This is a genomic window from Herbaspirillum hiltneri N3 (genome assembly GCF_001267925.1).
GTDB lineage: Bacteria > Pseudomonadota > Gammaproteobacteria > Burkholderiales > Burkholderiaceae_D > Herbaspirillum > Herbaspirillum hiltneri.
Genome location: NZ_CP011409.1, coordinates 854,981 through 871,605 on the forward strand (window position 1 = coordinate 854,981; position 16,625 = coordinate 871,605).

At 59.5% G+C, this 16,625-nt stretch carries 17 protein-coding genes and 1 tRNA gene; 13 read left to right on the forward strand and 5 right to left on the reverse strand.

Going from position 1 to position 16,625, the window contains the following annotated elements:
• The first annotated feature begins 101 nt into the window (after positions 1 to 101).
• Positions 102 to 1,508: a tRNA uridine-5-carboxymethylaminomethyl(34) synthesis GTPase MnmE gene (mnmE, locus tag F506_RS03910; RefSeq protein ID WP_053201232.1), complete on the forward strand. Its 1,407-nt coding sequence runs from the start codon at positions 102 to 104 to the stop codon at positions 1,506 to 1,508.
• 216 nt (positions 1,509 to 1,724) lie between these two features.
• Here mnmE and F506_RS03915 read toward each other — a convergent pair whose 3' ends face one another.
• A complete protein-coding gene (locus F506_RS03915) occupies positions 1,725 to 1,916 on the reverse strand; it encodes a hypothetical protein (RefSeq protein ID WP_053195427.1) in 192 nt (63 codons plus the stop codon).
• 286 nt (positions 1,917 to 2,202) lie between these two features.
• Between F506_RS03915 and F506_RS03920 the strand changes: the two genes are divergently transcribed.
• Positions 2,203 to 2,799: a nitroreductase family protein gene (locus F506_RS03920; RefSeq protein ID WP_053195428.1), complete on the forward strand. Its 597-nt coding sequence runs from the start codon at positions 2,203 to 2,205 to the stop codon at positions 2,797 to 2,799.
• A gap of 77 nt (positions 2,800 to 2,876) precedes the next feature.
• A tRNA-Asp gene (locus F506_RS03925) sits at positions 2,877 to 2,953 on the forward strand.
• Positions 2,954 to 3,209: 256 nt separating this feature from the next.
• On the opposite strand, the gene F506_RS22530 is transcribed toward F506_RS03925, so the two are convergent.
• Entirely contained in the window at positions 3,210 to 3,398 is a 189-nt protein-coding gene (locus tag F506_RS22530; RefSeq protein WP_083457570.1) for a DUF1289 domain-containing protein, read from the reverse strand.
• Between the two features lie 9 nt (positions 3,399 to 3,407).
• A complete protein-coding gene (locus F506_RS03930) occupies positions 3,408 to 3,845 on the reverse strand; it encodes an Rrf2 family transcriptional regulator (RefSeq protein ID WP_053195429.1) in 438 nt (145 codons plus the stop codon).
• A 93-nt stretch (positions 3,846 to 3,938) separates the two neighbouring features.
• Between F506_RS03930 and F506_RS03935 the strand changes: the two genes are divergently transcribed.
• Positions 3,939 to 4,934, forward strand: coding sequence for an alpha/beta fold hydrolase (locus F506_RS03935; protein WP_235471357.1), 996 nt, complete (start codon positions 3,939 to 3,941; stop codon positions 4,932 to 4,934).
• 329 nt (positions 4,935 to 5,263) lie between these two features.
• Here the strand turns inward: F506_RS03935 and F506_RS03940 are convergent, their stop codons facing one another.
• Both F506_RS03940 and F506_RS03945 read right to left on the reverse strand, forming a co-directional pair.
• Complete coding sequence (locus F506_RS03940; protein WP_053195430.1) at positions 5,264 to 5,980, reverse strand: FadR/GntR family transcriptional regulator; 717 nt, start codon at positions 5,978 to 5,980, stop codon at positions 5,264 to 5,266.
• A gap of 12 nt (positions 5,981 to 5,992) precedes the next feature.
• The gene (locus F506_RS03945; RefSeq protein ID WP_235471360.1) at positions 5,993 to 6,862 is read right to left on the reverse strand and encodes an SDR family NAD(P)-dependent oxidoreductase; all 870 of its coding nucleotides are present in this window, start codon (positions 6,860 to 6,862) and stop codon (positions 5,993 to 5,995) included.
• Between the two features lie 155 nt (positions 6,863 to 7,017).
• Between F506_RS03945 and F506_RS03950 the strand changes: the two genes are divergently transcribed.
• The 9 genes from F506_RS03950 (at position 7,018) to F506_RS03990 (ending at position 16,625) form a co-directional block, all read left to right on the forward strand.
• The gene (locus F506_RS03950; RefSeq protein ID WP_053195432.1) at positions 7,018 to 7,839 is read left to right on the forward strand and encodes a shikimate dehydrogenase family protein; all 822 of its coding nucleotides are present in this window, start codon (positions 7,018 to 7,020) and stop codon (positions 7,837 to 7,839) included.
• A gap of 74 nt (positions 7,840 to 7,913) precedes the next feature.
• Entirely contained in the window at positions 7,914 to 9,149 is a 1,236-nt protein-coding gene (locus F506_RS03955) for a branched-chain amino acid ABC transporter substrate-binding protein (RefSeq protein ID WP_053195433.1), read from the forward strand.
• A gap of 126 nt (positions 9,150 to 9,275) precedes the next feature.
• On the forward strand, positions 9,276 to 10,217 hold the full coding sequence (locus F506_RS03960; RefSeq protein ID WP_053195434.1) for a branched-chain amino acid ABC transporter permease: 942 nt from the start codon (positions 9,276 to 9,278) through the stop codon (positions 10,215 to 10,217).
• A gap of 4 nt (positions 10,218 to 10,221) precedes the next feature.
• Positions 10,222 to 11,526, forward strand: coding sequence for a branched-chain amino acid ABC transporter permease (locus F506_RS03965; RefSeq protein ID WP_200907711.1), 1,305 nt, complete (start codon positions 10,222 to 10,224; stop codon positions 11,524 to 11,526).
• Positions 11,523 to 12,290 carry an ABC transporter ATP-binding protein gene (locus F506_RS03970; protein WP_053195435.1) on the forward strand — a complete coding sequence of 256 codons (768 nt, stop codon included), beginning with the start codon at positions 11,523 to 11,525 and terminating at the stop codon, positions 12,288 to 12,290. The genes F506_RS03965 and F506_RS03970 overlap by 4 nt, the downstream gene beginning before the upstream one ends.
• On the forward strand, positions 12,287 to 13,042 hold the full coding sequence (locus F506_RS03975) for an ABC transporter ATP-binding protein (protein ID WP_235471361.1): 756 nt from the start codon (positions 12,287 to 12,289) through the stop codon (positions 13,040 to 13,042). The genes F506_RS03970 and F506_RS03975 overlap by 4 nt, the downstream gene beginning before the upstream one ends.
• Positions 13,039 to 13,893 (forward strand): SDR family NAD(P)-dependent oxidoreductase, encoded by an 855-nt coding sequence (locus tag F506_RS03980; RefSeq protein WP_083457573.1) that lies wholly within the window; start codon positions 13,039 to 13,041, stop codon positions 13,891 to 13,893. The genes F506_RS03975 and F506_RS03980 overlap by 4 nt, the downstream gene beginning before the upstream one ends.
• A 39-nt stretch (positions 13,894 to 13,932) precedes the next feature.
• A complete protein-coding gene (locus tag F506_RS03985; RefSeq protein ID WP_053195437.1) occupies positions 13,933 to 16,137 on the forward strand; it encodes an alpha-ketoacid dehydrogenase subunit alpha/beta in 2,205 nt (734 codons plus the stop codon).
• Positions 16,134 to 16,625, forward strand: a complete 492-nt coding sequence (locus F506_RS03990) for a VOC family protein (RefSeq protein WP_053195438.1) — start codon at positions 16,134 to 16,136, stop codon at positions 16,623 to 16,625. Before F506_RS03985 ends, F506_RS03990 begins: the two co-directional genes overlap by 4 nt.

Below are 16,625 nucleotides of genomic sequence, written 5' to 3' on the forward strand. Positions count from 1 at the left end.
TGCTCGTGATTCACTTGTTAGTCGAAAAAGCCCGTGGCATGATTTTCACGGGCTTTTTTTTTCGCCCCCGTTTTCCTCTCTTTTGAAAAGTAGTGCGCATCATGACTCTCGATACTTCTCCCATCGCCGCGATCGCCACCGCCCCAGGACGCGGCGGCATCGGCGTGGTCCGTCTTTCAGGCAAGAACCTGTGGCCGGTGGTGCAAGCTGTCTGCGGCAAGGATGAAGGCACGCTGGCGCCGCGCCATGCCTGCTATTTGCCGTTCAGGCGCGCCGATGGCAGCCTGATCGATCAGGGCCTGGCGATCTACTTCAAGGCGCCGCATTCCTACACCGGCGAAGACGTGCTCGAACTGCAAGGCCATGGCGGCCCGGTGGTCATGCAGATGCTGCTGGCGCGCTGCCTCGAAGCCGGCGCCGACATCGGCCTGCGGCTGGCCGAGCCGGGGGAGTTCACCCAGCGCGCTTTCCTCAACGACAAGCTCGACCTGGCGCAGGCCGAAGCGGTCGCCGATCTCATCGAGGCGTCCACCGAAGCGGCCGCCAAGTCGGCCTCCGAATCGCTGTCGGGCGCGTTCTCCAAAGTCATTCACGACCTGGTGAACAAGGTCACCAACTTGCGCATGCTGGTCGAAGCGACGCTGGATTTTCCCGAAGAAGAAATCGACTTCCTCGAGCAGTCCGACGCGCGCGGCCAACTCGCCGCGATCCGCGCCACGCTTGACGACGTCTTCATGCACGCGTCGCAAGGCGCGCTGCTGCGCGACGGCCTCAACGTCGTGCTGGCCGGCAAGCCCAACGTCGGCAAGTCGTCGCTGCTCAATATCCTGGCCGGCTCCGATGTCGCCATTGTCACGCCGATCGCCGGCACCACGCGCGACAAGGTCACCGAGACCATCCAGATTGAAGGCATGCCGCTCAACATCATCGACACCGCCGGTATCCGCGAAGCCGATGAAGATGGCAGCGGTCCCGACGAAGTCGAACGCATCGGCATCGAACGCACCTGGGGTGAAGTCGCCAGGGCCGACGTCATCCTGCACATGCTCGACGCCGATCGGGGGCCGACCGTGGAAGATGAAAAAATCACCGAGCGCTTCCCCGACGGCGTGCCGGTCATCCGCATCTGGAACAAGATCGATCGCTCCGGCCACAAGCCCGCAGTCGACAAGATGACGGATGCCACGCACATTTACCTGTCGGCCACCGACCAGGTCGGCATCGACCTGCTGCGCGGCGAATTGTTGCGCATCGCCGGCTGGCAGCAAACGGTGGAGTCGCGCTATCTCGCGCGCGAACGCCATCTGATCGCCCTGAAGGCCGCGCGCGACTATCTGGAAAGCGCCGCCCTGCACGCTGCGGTCGACAACCAGGCCAGCGACAAGTCTCTGGATTTGTTTGCGGAAGAACTGCGCCTGGCGCAGGAGCGTTTAAGCAGCATCACCGGCAAGTTCACGCCGGACGATTTGCTGGGCGTGATTTTCTCGCGTTTCTGCATCGGAAAATAAGGCGGGACGACCTGCGGAGAAGTATGCAAGCCAAGGAGAAAGACAATCCTGTAACGAATGTTACAGGGTGTAAAAAACATAGGTGGGCAGGGAAGGGGGCGTTATCTTGAGCACTCCCTCCCCTCCAATTCATCACCCCCCTGAGGATTGGATTTAACCCGCGCGCCGCAAGGCCGCGGGTTTTTTTCTGGGCAACGCCGATAGCGCCGGCGAGCGTCAGACTTCTTCGGAGCGGTCATGCGGCGCGGTCTGCAGGATGGCGGCGGGAGGATACAACTGCAGCGCGTTGTGCAGCTTGCCGATGGCGCGGCACATGTCTTCGAAGCCGCTGGCTTCCACCTTCGATTTGAACTGGTAAATCGTGCCGTCGACCCAGACTTCGCGCTCTGCTTCTCTGAGTATGTTCATCGTTTGTCTCCATCTCATTTTTATGAGGGAATGGTAGCACGGTGATCCGCCGCCGCAAGACGGTGGCGGTTTTGCGACACGTCATTGAGTCCTCATCGTGTTCTCATTGTGTTCAGTTACGTGCGTCCGGACATGTTCCTGCATCTCGATCCTCTGCTGGAAAACGCAAACCGGCACCATGCCGGCAGTCTTTCCGGCGTCGCCTGCAGAGCCCGAAAACAACTGCTAAGATGCCGCTCTGCACGATGCCGCAGAACGGCATCTTTCCCATTTTTCAGGAGCCTTCATGTCGCAAACCAATCCACGCGTTGCCGATCATCCCATCGACCCGCAATTCCTGAATCGCTGGTCGCCCCGCGCCTACACCGGCGCCGACATTTCCGAAGAAACCGTACTGAGTTTCCTCGAAGCCGCACGCTGGGCGCCGTCGTCCTACAATTCGCAGCCATGGCGCTTCGTCTACGCACGTCGCGGCACGCCGCAATGGGACAGCCTGCTGGGATTGCTCAACGACTTCAACCGCAGCTGGGCGGACAAGGCCTCGGTGCTGATCATCGTGCTGTCCAAGACCACCTTTACGCCTCCGGGCGCCGCTGCGCCGGGACCTGCGCCGACGCATTCCTTCGACACCGGTTCGGCCTGGGCCTACCTGGCGTTGCAAGCCAGCCTGTCGGGATGGCATGCACACGGCATGGCAGGTTTCGACAAGGAAAAAACGCGCACCGAGCTGGGCGTACCGGCTGATTTCGCGGTCGAAGCTGCAATTGCCATCGGTAAAATCGGCGACAAATCGATCCTGCCGGAAGGCCTGCAAGCCCGCGAACTGCCGTCTCCGCGCGAGCCGCTGAGCAAATTGGCGTTTGAAGGCAAATTTCAGGGCTAATTTGTGGAAAAGTACTGGAATTCCTGGAGAAGCTCGGCTATACTTGCGGTCTTTCAGCGAAACTGAAAACCAAATCTGGAGTGGTAGTTCAGTTGGTTAGAATACCGGCCTGTCACGCCGGGGGTCGCGGGTTCGAGCCCCGTCCGCTCCGCCAAGTAAGTCAGAAAAGCCCTTGATTTTCAAGGGCTTTTTTGTTTTCTGCTTCTATCGGTATGCCACTGCTGTTCGTTTGCAGGCCGGATTGACCCGATCAAATTGACCCCACCCTCCAGGTTCTCGCAAACACGGCGACTCCGTCATATATGCGGCAAATCAACAAGCCGATTCTCCCGAATGACCTTAACATTTCACGGAAATGCGCCGTTCTTGAATAAGTCCGAAGACACAGGCGCTCTACTCTGCTGCAGGTATTAGCCTTTTCGCTCCTTCTTGCGCATTTCCTTTAGCCGCACCGCCGCACGTTCGACAGTCACCTTCTGCTCCTTGTGCTTCATGCCTTTCCAATCCTTGATTTCAGACTTGGAGCGGCCGCAGCCGGTACATATGTCATGTTTCAGATGGCACAGCGATATACACGGACTTTCTATCTCTTTCGACATGACGCGCTGTTAACCTGGGCCGGGCTTATGCATTGCCGGGTTGAACGAAGCTGCCAAATCGGCCAATGTAACTCCTTGAAGATTCTCCATGAAGCGCGCCTGCGATTGCCTGAGCGCCTCACCCACGACAGAATTCACGGCAGCCTCGACTGGACATTCAGGATGGTCTGAGGAGAGGCCAATCGAGAAAATACTTTCAGAGCTCAGTGCAGATTGCACATCCAGCAAGGTCACTTGGTTCGCCGTCTTCGCAAGAACCCATCCGCCACCTTTCCCGCCTTCGGACTGAACAATGCCATGGCTTTTCAAGCAGGCCATGGTTCGTCTAACCACCACCGGGTTGGTGTTTAGCATCAGGGCGATTGTTTCCGACGTTTCCCTGCCTCCGAGTAAATGCATATGTACCAGCACGTGAAGCATGCGAGACAAGCGAGTGTCAGTGCGCATCGGCGCCTTTCAATGAACGCTGAATTATGAGGTTGACCAAGGATTTACTGTAACTTATGATGTTACGAAGTTATTCTATCAGGAGATTTTATCGTGGAAAGTATTCAGTACCGGACTGTCGTAGCGAACGGCATCAACATGCATCTTGCAGAGCAAGGCAGCGGACCACTGATTTTGCTTTGCCACGGATTCCCTGAAACCTCGTACTCATGGCGAAGCCAGATGGGAGCCCTGGCCGCAGCAGGATTCAAGGCAGTCGCGCCGGACATGCGCGGCTATGGGAAGACCGACAGTCCGCAAGCCATCGAAGCGTTCTCGATGGAGCAGCTAGTGGCAGACATGGTTGGACTGCTCGACGTCTTGGGAGTCGCGGATGCGCTGATTGTCGGGAACGATTGGGGCGCGAACGTAGCTTGGCAAGCCGCATTGCGATATCCCCAGCGATTTCGCGGAGTGATTGCGTTAGGGGTACCAATGATGAAGCGGTCACCGATGCCTCCGACGACATTTTTCCCGCGTACAGAGGGCCTGGAGCTCTATGCGCTTTACTTCCAGAATGTCGGGCCTGCAGAGAGGGAGTTCAGTGCAAACGTTGCAGAAACCTTGCTCAAGATTATGTATGCCGCGTCGGGGGAAGCAGGGCCGCGCCGCGAGAGCGACGGAACGCCCAATCCATTCGGAATGGTGAACAAGACGCAAGGTCTGCTCGCAGCCCTGCCTGTGCCAGAGTCGCTTCCGTCGTGGATGACGCAAAATGACATTGATGTTCTCGCACGTGAGTTTGAAAGAAGCGGTTTTCGGGGCGGCCTGAATTACTACCGAAACCTGGATAGGAACTGGGAGCAAGAGGCGGAATATTCTGATGCCGTCGTCGCCGTGCCGGCGCTGTACCTGGTTGGTGAGCGAGACACAGGGTTGAGCATTCCCGGTATGGCGGACATCATCGCCTCCATGACGGCGCAAGTTCCCTATTTGCGGGGGACGCATGTGATACCAGGCTGCGGCCATTGGTTGCCGCAGGAACGCCCAGAAATTCTGTCGACGATGATTATCGACTTCGCCAATGAGTTGGAAGGGAAGTCAACGTAGGCATTCCATTTTTCTGTCTGGATATCGGCCAGAGCTGACCTCCCGTAAAAAACCAACCAGATGGTTTCTTGCAGGCAAAAAGAATACGGAGGAACCGTATCCAGATAAAAATCAGAAGATCACGATCTCGAGGAAGGCAGCACGGCGTACACCCCAATCTTTACCAGCGCTTCGTGGAGTTTCGTGTAAAAAGCCGGAGCATAGCCGTCTGCTCGGTGTCGGTCTTCGTTCAGGCGCGTGATCGGCGCGACCATCGCCGGCGGGGCTTTCCTGACGGCCGGCTACAGTGCGCGCTGTTGATCGAGATCTGGGTGAATACAACTTACTTGCTAGTCTCGTAAATATTTGTTCAGTCGTTTGGCTGCGTTGCGAAGATGCGTCTCAGCGGCAAGCGCGGCTGCAGCAGGATCCCTGTCCGCAATGGCTTTAACAATTGCCTTGTGCTCATCTTGTACGGCCTGTATCAGATTCTGATAGTTGGCAGCCGTATTTGTCCGTGCCTGGCGAATCAGGCGGCGGACATGGCGTTCCAGGTATTCATTGAGCATGCGGAAGTGCGGGTTCTTCGTCGAATCGACGATGGCCTGATGAAAGGCGTAGTCCTCCTCGTCTCCCAGGCGATCGTTGACAATCGCGTATTCCATGCCCACCAGCGCCTGTTTGATTCGCTTGAGATCCTCAGGGGTGTGGCGTACCGCAGCATAACGTGCTGCTGCCGCTTCGAGCGTCACCAATAGTTCGATGACATGTTCCAGTCCTTCGGCATCATCCAGGGCTGTGGCATCAAGGCGAAATGCTTGTCGCGAGCCGCGCTCGTTGACGAAGACGCCACGGCCTTGCTGAGAATTCACAATCCCTTCCGACTTGAGCTGCGACAAGGCTTCGCGCACGACGGAGCGGCTCACGCCGAATTGCTCCCCAAGTTGTTTTTCGCTCGGCAACTTGTCGCCTGGTCGCAGGCGCTGAGAGCGAATTTCCTCATTGAGCCATTCGACGATGTCTTCGGTAAGCGATTGCCCGGATGCTGATGCGGTGTCGTGTCTCATGACTTCTAATTATCAATTGATATACAAACCGCCATTGACCTGCAAAGTCTCTGCAGTGATAAAGCCTGCAAGCGGCGAACACAGGAAGGCGATGCCGCCGGCAACTTCTTCCGCCGTGCCGAGGCGCTTGAGCGGCGTATTTTGCAATAGCGCCTGTTCGTTCTTTGCTAGCAAGTCCCTGGTCATCGGAGTCGCAATGATACCCGGAGACAGGGCATTGACTCGTGTTTTTGGCGCGAGTTCAAGCGCCAGGCTGCGGGAAAAGCTGATGACCGCGCCCTTGGAAGCGGCGTAATGCGCATGTGCATAGCTGCCACGCTGCGCCGCGACGGAAGACAGCGTGACGATGGAGCTGCCCTCGGTCAGGAACGGTATGACGGCACGGCAAATGTAGAAGGTGCCATCCAGATTGATCTGCATCAGTTTGTGCCATTCATCGGCAGTCATGTCGGTCACCAGTTTTTCAGGATAGATGCCGGCAGAGTGGACCAGATGGTCAATCCCGCCAAAGCGCGCTGCGACCTGCTGTGCAACGTTGCGGCAAGCCTGCGCATCGGAGACGTCGGTGACGTGGATGCTGATCTGGGCCTCGGGGACTTGCGCTCGCAATTCGCTTTGCAAGGTTTCCAGGGCGGATGGGTTGACGTCGCTCAATGCGACGTTGGCGCCATGTCGGGCGACCAGCAGGGCGGTTGCACGGGCAATCCCGCCGGCTGCGCCGGTAATTAAAAAGGTCTTGTTGCTGAACGAAATCACGTTATCTCCTTGATGGGCAGGCAGGTATCGCGCCGTATTCGCGCTGATTACCAGTCGACTACACGCCGATTTCCCGCATTTTTTATTTGCTGGCCACGTCAGCAGCGATCTGTTGACACCTTCCAAAGTGCTCGGTAAAATCGCCTCTCAACTTGTCTGACATGTTTAATATCTTATCAGACATCTTTGCAAAATTCTACTCCGGCATCACAAACCATGCTGCCGGGAAAACGATAAAAAGACTGGCCACACACGATGGCGGGCGTTAGCGAGGAGGCATCATGCTGAGCAATACAGGCAGGCAGATTACCGGCAGCACCAAGGTGGTGGCAATTCTTGCGGACCCGATAGGCCATGTCCGTACGCCGCCCGCATTCAATGCGTTGATGGCGCAGCACGACGTGGATGCGGTGATGGTGCCGTTCAATGTCCGCCCTGATCATTTCGCGCAATTCATCGCGGCGGTGCCGCTGATCCGGAGTCTGGCAGGGCTGGTCGTCACCATCCCCTACAAGGAAATCATTCTTCAACATTGCACTACGCTGACCGAGTCGGCGCAGCGCATGGGCGCCGTCAATATCGTGCGCTTCGATGACCAGCCGGATGGCGCGCGCAGCCTGATCGGCAGCAACTTCGACGGAATTGGTTTCGTCGGCGGTCTGTTGGCGCAGGGCCATGTTCTCAAGGGGCGTCGGGTCTATCTCGCCGGCGCCGGCGGTGCTGCCAAGGCGATCGTCCACGCGCTGGCGGATGAGGGCGTCGCGGCCATCGGCATATACAACCGCAGTGCGGTGCGCGCGGAACACTTGGTGCGCGAACTGCGTCAGCGCTATCCGCGATTGGACGCCCATCTGGCCGACGCACGGCCGCAGGGCTACACCCTCGCCATCAATTCCACGTCACTCGGCTTGCAGGAGTCGGACCCGCTGCCGTTCACGCCGGATGGCTTGCCTCCGGGCGCGGTCGTTGCCGAAGTGATCATGAAGACGGAGATCACGCCGCTGCTGGCAAAAGCCGGTGCGTGCGGCTTCGCCGTGCACCCCGGGCGCCACATGATGGAAGTGCAGATCGAGCGCATGGGGCAGTTCCTGGGCTTGATCTGACTTGCAGCAGTTTTTTGCAGTTGTCTTTTTGCAGTGCCGGATGTCATTTCAAAAATCAAAATGGAGATGTATCAATGAACAAGAAACAAATCGCTTTGTCTTTCTGCGCTTTGATCGCGGCGGGAGCAGCCCAGGCGGGCGCACCGTTGAAGATCGCGTTGGTGGAGACGCTTTCGGGGCCGCAAGCATCGACTGGCCTGTTGTATCGGGCTGCGGTCAAGTACGAACTTGATCGCCTGAACGCCGCGGGCGGCTGGAACGGCGTCCCTGTTCAAATCACCGAATACGACAATCAGGGCGGTCCGGCGGGCGCGTCCGACAAGGTGAAGGCCGCAATCGCCGGCGGTGCGCAAATCATCATCCAAGGCTCATCGTCTGCGGTGTCGGGCCAGATCACGGAAGACGTACGCAAATACAATCTGCGCAATGCCGGCAAGGAAGTGCTGTTCCTCAACATGGGTGGCGAGGCGCTGGAACTGACCGGCGACAAGTGCCACTTCTATCATTTCCGTTTCACCACAAATGCCGTGATGCGCGTAAAAACGCTAGTGCCGGCAATGAAGGAAACCAAAGAGCTGGGTAGCAAGGTCTACGCGATGAACCAGAATTATTCCTGGGGCGCCGACATGGACAAGGCCATCAAGGAATTCGCGCCGACCGGCGGCTATACCGTCGTGGAAAGCACGCTACACGACGTCAACAAGATCCAGGATTTCTCGCCCTACGTCGCAAAAATCAAGGCCAGCGGCGCCGAGACGGTATTGACCGGAAACTGGTCCAACGACTTGCTGTTGCTGATGAAGGCAACGCGCGCTGCCGGCCTGAAGCTGCGCTTCGGCACCGTCTTCCTCGATCAGCCGGGCAACATCGGCAACGCAGGCGACACCGCGCTGGGCCACTACATTTCGCATGCGTTCAACATCGAAACGAACAAGCAGACCGAGCAATTCGGCAACGACTACAAGGCCAAGACCGGACACTATCCGACGTTCATCGAGCCGCAAACCGTATTCGGCATGCAGATGCTGGGTGAAGCGCTCAAGCAGACCAAGGTAAGCGGCGACAAAGTCAACGTGACCGAACTGGCCAAGGCGCTGGAGAAGGTCAAGATCGAGACGCCGATGGGCGAAACCTCGATTCGCGCAGCCGACCATCAGGTGCTGCTGCCGGTCGTGGTGTCGCGTGTTGAAAAGAACGTCAAGTACAAAGTTGACGACACCGACATGGGCTTCAAGGTGGTCAGGAAGTTCAGTGCAGAAGAGGCTGCCAATCCCGTGCAGAGCTCCTGCAAGATGCAACGCCCGGCGTAATCCTTCATCGTCATAGCGGTCGGCGTCATCTTCGTTTCGGCGAAATGGCGGCGACCGGCAACTTCAGGCTGCCCAGATTTCTGTGCAGCGTGGGCCCGCTTTACCCGCTCACCCCGGAAAGTACTTATGGAATTCTTCACTGTCTCGCTGATCAACGGCACGATCTACGGTCTCCTGCTCTTCATGGTGTCCGCGGGTCTGACGCTCATCTTCGGCATGATGGGTGTGCTCAATTTTGCGCATACCTCGTTCTACATGGTAGGCGCCTACCTGGCGTACAGCTTGCAGAAGGTCATCGGCTTCTGGCCGGCGATCATTGTTGCGCCCGTCATCGTCGGGTTTCTCGGCGTGATGGTCGAGCGCTACTTCCTGCGTCGCGTGCACAAGCACGGCCATGCTCATGAACTTCTGCTGACATTCGGCCTGTCGTTCATCATCGCCGAAGTGATCAAGCTCTTCTTCGGCAACTATCCGGTCAATTATCAGGTGCCGACTGCGCTGAGTTTCCCGGCGTTCCGCCTGTTCGGCACGGACTATCCGTTCTATCGCCTGATGATGGGGGTGATTTCGCTGCTGATGTTCGGCGCGATCTACCTGCTGCTGTCGCGCACCCGCATCGGCATCGTGGTGCGCTCGGCCATCTATCGGCCGGCCATGGCCGAGACCCTGGGCCACAACGTCCCGTTGGTGTTCATGGGCGTGTTCGGCGTCGGCGCTGCTCTGGCGGGCCTGGCAGGAGCGATTGCCGGCGCCTTTTATACGACCAATCCCAACATGGCGCTGGAGCTGGGCGTGCTGGTGTTCGTGGTGGTGGTCATCGGCGGGCTGGGCTCGCTGGAAGGCGCAATGCTCTCCTCGATTCTGATCGGCCTGATTTCCTCCTTTGCCGTGGGGATCGATCTGAGTGCGGCAGATCTGCTGGGATATCTCGGCGCCGGTGATTGGGCGCAGCAAGTCGGCGGCCTATTGATGCTGAAAGTCTCATCGCTGGCGGCAACCATCCCGTTTGCCCTGATGCTGGTCGTACTGCTGGTGCGTCCGTCGGGCCTGATGGGCGAGAAGGAATAAACAAATGAACAAACCATTGAATCATTCTCTTCAGGCATCCTTGTCCGCCGGGTCTGCCGGGGCGCATCGCGGCGGCGCCGAAAGACTGTATCTGCGTCTTTTGCTGGCGGCAGTCCTGCTGTTGCTGGTGGCCTTGCCCGGCTTGTTGTCGCAGGCCCTGGTGAACGCCGCCATTCAGATGCTGATCGGCGCACTGTTCGCCAGCGCCTTCAATGTGCTGGCCGGACAGGGCGGCATGCTGTCGTTCGGACACGCTGCGTATTTTGGCATCGGCGCCTTTGCCACGCTGCATGCGATGAACGCGCTCTCCGGCGAAGGCTTGTTGCCCACGCCGCTGATGCCGGTGTTCGGCGCGCTCGGCGGCGCGGCATTGGGTCTGGTCGCCGGCTGGTTTTCGACACAGCGCAGCGGCGTCTATTTTTCCATGATTACCCTGGCGCTGGCCGAATTGCTTCATGCGTTGGCGCCGCATCTGAAAAGCACCTTCGGCGGCGAAGGCGGGGTGTCTTCCATGCGCATGCCGGCGTGGGGCATCTCGTTCGGCAATCCGTCCGAAGTGTATTACCTGACCCTGGTCTGGGTGGTCGGTTCGCTGGCGCTGCTGTATTTCTTCAGCCGCACGCCGCTGGGCCGATTGACGCTGGGACTGCGCGAGAACGCGCATCGTCTGAAATTCCTCGGCTACAACGTGCACGTGCTGCGGGTGCTGGTGTTCATGATCTCCGCCATGTTTGCCGGCATCGCCGGTGGCTTGCTGGCGATGAACAACGAGGCGGCAAACTATGTGCTGTTCGACGTGCGCCTGTCTTCCGAGGTCGTGCTGAACGCCTACATCGGCGGCGTCGGCGTGTTTTTCGGACCGGCTCTGGGCGCTGCCGTCATGACCTTCTTCGGCTACGCCGTATCCGATCTGACGCGTTCCTGGCTACTCTACCAGGGCATCATTTTCGTGGCGGTCATGATGTTCATGCCTTCCGGGCTGTCCGGAATTTTTTCCTGGTGGAAGAGCAGCAAGCATGACAGCGCCGTATTGCTGCGCCATGTGCTGGGCTGGAGCATCGGGACCGTGCTGTGCGCTGCGGCGACGGTCTTTACGGTCGAATTGCTGCAGCGTGCGCTGGGCGCGGACTATCAGTCGCTGCTAGTGCCGGGGCAGGTCTGGCCAGGTATTGATCTGTTCGGCCGGACGTGGTTGCCCGGCGCCGTGTTGACCTGGATAGTGCCTTTGGTTCTGGTGATGGCGGGAGGTTTGGCGCTACGCAGAACAAGTCGCGCATGGGCGGTGCTTAACGAGCAGGAGGCAGCATGAGCGCAGGAGCCAATAAGATCGCGCTGAGCTTGCGCGAGGTCCATAAATCCTTTGGCGAGGCGCACATCATCCGTGGCGTAAGCCTCGACCTGTCCGAGGGCGAGCGCCATGCCTTCATCGGCCCGAACGGTGCAGGAAAATCGACCTTGTTTCATTTGATCTCGGGGCAGTTCAAACCAAGTTCCGGCGAGATCCTGCTGGGGCAGCAGCCGATTGGCGGACTCGCTGCCGAGCGCATCAATCGCCTTGGCCTGGCGCGCTCGTTTCAAATCACCAATATCTTTCCGAAGCTGTCCGTCTACGAAAACCTGCGGCTCGGCGTGATGCAGCGCTTCGGACTGCAATACACCTTGTGGCGTCCGGTCTCCGGTTTTTCCCGGGTGCGTGAATTGACGGAACAACTGCTGGAGCAGGTTCGCTTGACACGCCATCGCGACACCCTGGGAGGAGAGCTCTCCTATTCGGAGCAGCGCTCTCTGGAAATCGGCATGACGCTGGCGTCCGATCCCAAGGTCTTGCTGCTCGATGAGCCCATGGCGGGGATGTCGCGCGAAGAGACCGATTACACCGTCGACTTGCTGCGCGAGTTGTCGGCCGGCCGCACGTTGATGATCGTCGAGCACGACATGGACGTGGTGTTTTCTCTGTGCGACCGCATCAGCGTTCTGGTGTACGGCCAGGTGGTTGCCACCGGCACACCGGAAGAAGTGCGCAGCAATGCACAAGTACAGGAGGCTTATCTGGGCACCGAGGTGAACGTATGATGAACAGTCAATCCATCCCGTCAACTTTGCAGCATGCGCAGGGTGCTCCCTTGCTGCAGGTGCGTGACCTGCACGCACACTACGGGAAAAGCCACATTCTGCAGGGCGTCAGTTTCGACGTCGGGCACGGCGAAGTGATCAGCCTGCTGGGCCGCAATGGTTCGGGTCGTTCGACCACGGCACGCGCCATCATGGGGCTGGTGCCGCCGACCGGAGGGCAAGTGCTGCTCGACGGCAAGGACCTGGCAGGTTCGCGTCCCTATGCCATCTGCCGCGCGGGCATTGCCTTTGTGCCGGAAGAGCGTGAGGTATTCGGCAATCTGAGCGTCGACGAGAACTTGCAGATGGGCATGCAGCCCGGTCACAAGGATGCGCCGCAATGGACGGTCGAACACATGTTCGATTTCTTCCCGCGTCTCAAGGAACGTCGCAATACCCGCGCCGGCAATCTGTCGGGCGGCGAACAGCAGATGCTGACGATCTGCCGTTCGCTGCTGGGCAACCCCCGGGTCATCCTGATCGACGAGCCGACCGAAGGTCTGGCGCCGAAGATCGTCGCCGTGGTCGGCGAAGCGATCCAGGAGATCCATCGGCGCGGCGTGTCCGTCGTGCTGGTGGAACAGAAGCTCACCATCGCATTGAAAATTTCAACCGGCGTTTGTTTGCTGGGCCACGGACACATCGTGTTTCGCGGCACCCCGGACGAATTGACAGACAACCCCCAACTTTTGAAAGATTGGCTGGCAGTATGACGAACGCAGTATCTACCGTGAACCCGGGACAGCAGGACCTGGACGCGCATGCCTTGCATGCCGTCGCGCAGTACAGGAATTTTTCCGATCTGGCCGGCAAGGTGATCTTCATCACCGGCGCCGGCAGCGGCATCGGTCGCGCGATGGCCAACGCCTTTGCCGTCAACGGCGCGCACCTGGCGCTGCTGGATATCAACCAGGAGTTGCTGGCGCAGGCGCGTGCCGAGTTGCATGCGGTCTTCCCGACCATCGAAGTCGCCACCTACCTGGCATCGATCACCGATGACGTCGCCGTCGAACAGGCGGTCAACGCCGCGCAGGCGCGTTTTGGGCGGATTGACGTGTTGCTCAACAACGCCGGCATTTCCGCCAACCGTCCGACCCTGGAATTGGCGCCTGCCGACTGGCGGCGCGCCATCGATATCAATCTCAACGGCGTGTTCTATTGTGGCCAGTCGGTAGCCCGCCATATGGTCAAGCAGGGCGGCGGCGTGATCCTCAATATCGCCTCGATGTACGGCACCGTTGCCGCTCCCGAGCGTGCCGCGTATTGCGCCAGCAAGGCGGCCGTGGTGATGCTGACCAAGGTCATGGCGGTTGAATGGGCGCCGTCGGGCTTGCGCGTCAACGCACTGGCGCCGGGCTACGTCCAAACCGCGCTGGTCGACGAGCTGGTGCGAACCGGTCGCATGGATCTGGATGCACTGGTCAAGCGCACGCCGGCGCGGCGTCTGGGACAGCCGCACGAGATTGCGACGCTGGCGCTGTTCCTGGCGTCCGACAGCGCCTCTTATATCAACGGGCAGGCCATCGTCGCCGACGGCGGCTGGTCCTCCTACAGCTACATCTAATACCGAACTCACCGCTACCTCTATCTGGAGATTGACACCATGTCAGACCACATTGCACTCGCCCCGGCATCGAACTGGGTCGAATTGCGCACTACCGATGCCGACTGGGCTGCCGCTGATCCGGCCGTGCTGGGCACATTGCTGACCCATTCGCACCTGATCCGGGCATTTGAAGAAACCGTTCTGGAACTGGCGATGGATGGCCTCGTGCACGGTCCCGCGCACTCCAGCATCGGGCAGGAAGGCGGCGCCGCCGGTTCCATCGTGCCGCTGTTGGCAGCCGACCAGGTCAATGGTTCGCATCGCGGGCATCATCAGTTTCTGTCCAAGGCATTGGCCTACCTGACACCCGAGGGCATCGACCCCAAGTCCGAGCTCACGCCGGAAATCGATACCTTGCTGCAGCGAACCCTGGCGGAGATCCTTGGATTGGCGCAAGGCTTTTGCAGCGGCCGCGGCGGCTCCATGCACTTGCGCTGGCAAGAGGCGGGCGTGCTGGGCACCAATGCGATCGTGGGCGGCGGCGTGCCACTGGCGGCAGGCGCCGCCTGGGCGCATCGTCATGCCGGAACCGAAAACGTCGCCGTGACCTACTTCGGCGACGGCGCGGTCAACATCGGCTCGGTGCTGGAAACCATGAACATTGCCGCAGCGTGGAAACTGCCGCTGTGCTTCTTCATCGAGAACAACGGCTACGCCGTGTCTACTACGGTAGACGAAGCCACGGCAGAACCGCGCCTGTCGGCACGCGGTCTGGCCTTCAATATCCCCAGCTGGAAAGTCAACGGCATGGATCCGCTGGCCGTCTATCTGGCCATGAATGAAGCGCTGGCGCACATGCGCACCGGCAAGGGGCCGACGATCATCGAGGCCGATGTGTATCGCTTCTTCCATCAGAATGGCGGTTTCCCGGGAAGTGCTTTCGGTTATCGCTCGCGGGAAGAGGAACAATCCTGGCGCCAGCGCGATCCGCTGGATCTGCTGGGCAGCAAGATGCAGGCCCGCGGCCTGATTGACGAGGCCGGCATCCTGGCCTTGCGCAATCGCATCAAGGCATCCATGGCGAAGGCCGTGGAGGAGCTGACGGAAGCCGATCCCAACGGCAAGGCGGGCAAGAAGCGCATTCGTCCCGAACTGTGGCCGAGCCCGGATTTCCGCAACGTCGGCGTGCGCGGTGATTTATCGGAGTTGCAAGGCGCCCGTACCGAAGAGCAGGAAAGCTTCGGCGGCAAGCTGGACACGCGCAAGTTCATCGATGTGGTCGCCGATGTGATGGATCGTCGCATGAGCACCGATGACAGCGTCGTGGTCATGGGTGAAGACGTGCACCGCCTGAAGGGCGGTACCAATGGTGCGACACGCGGCCTCAAGGACAAATTCCCGGACCGTACGCTGGGTACGCCGATCAGCGAGAACGCATTTTGCGGTCTCGGTGGCGGATTGGCCATGGATGGCCGTTTCAAGCCGGTGGTCGAATTCATGTATCCCGACTTCATGTGGGTAGCAGCGGATCAGGTATTCAACCAGATCGGCAAGGCGCGCCATATGTTCGGCGGCGATATCGAAGTGCCGTTCGTCTTGCGCACCAAGGTTGCCATGGGCACCGGTTACGGATCGCAGCACTCGATGGATCCTGCCGGCATCTTTGCGACCAGCCCGGGCTGGCGCATTGTGGCGCCGTCGACTCCGTTCGACTATGTCGGATTGATGAATGCGGCGTTGGCCTTGAAAGATCCGGTACTGGTCATCGAACACGTCGATCTGTACAACGCGTCGGGTATCGCACCGGTCGATGACTTCGACTACCAGATTCCATTCGGCAAGGCGGCCGTGCGTCGCGCCGGCAGCGAGATGACGGTGCTGACCTATTTGTCGATGGTGGGGCATAGCCTGGAAGCCGTAGCGCAGACCGGCATCGACGCTGAAGTGGTGGACCTGCGCTGGTTGGACCGCGCCAGCATCGACTGGGACACCATCGAAACCAGCCTGCGCAAGACCAACAATGTGCTGATCGTGGAACAGGGCGCCGCCGGTACGTCGTATGGCGCCTGGCTGGCCGACGAAATTCAGCGTCGCTACTTCGACTGGCTGGATCAACCGGTGCAGCGTGTTTCCGGCAGCGAGGCGTCGCCCAGCATCTCGAAAGTGCTGGAACGCGCCGCCGCCGCACGCACCGAAGAAGTCGTGGCGGGCTTGCAGCAGGTCATGCGCGACAAAGGCGCAGCCCAGGGAGAGTCGGCATGACTATCGACATGATCGTCCCACTCGAGGTGGGCATCGCCTGCCGCGACTTGCCCAAGCTGCGCGCCTTTTACCAGGACGTGATGGGGTTTCAATTTGTCAGTGAGATCGTGGTGCCGGCGGCGAAGGCCGCGCCGTCCGCATTGTCCGCCGACGGCTATACGGTGGTGCGGCTGCAAACGCCTTACGGCGAGCGCGTCAAGTTGCTGGCCCCGAACACACCGTCGGCGCCGGCAGCGGCAATGCCGGGAAAATACATTCTGGATAGAGCCGGCGCCAGTTATCTGACATTCATCGTCGGTGATATCGATGCCGCGATTGCGATATTGCTCCAGGCCGGCAGCCGATTTCTGACAGGGGTGGAGCGCGTCGAAGCGCGTCCGGGCGTCTACCTGGCGTTCTGCGAAGACCCGGAAGGCAATGTGCTGGAGCTGGTCGAATACACCGACATTGAGGCTTATCGCCCCGACCTGAAAAAAGGAAGCAACTGA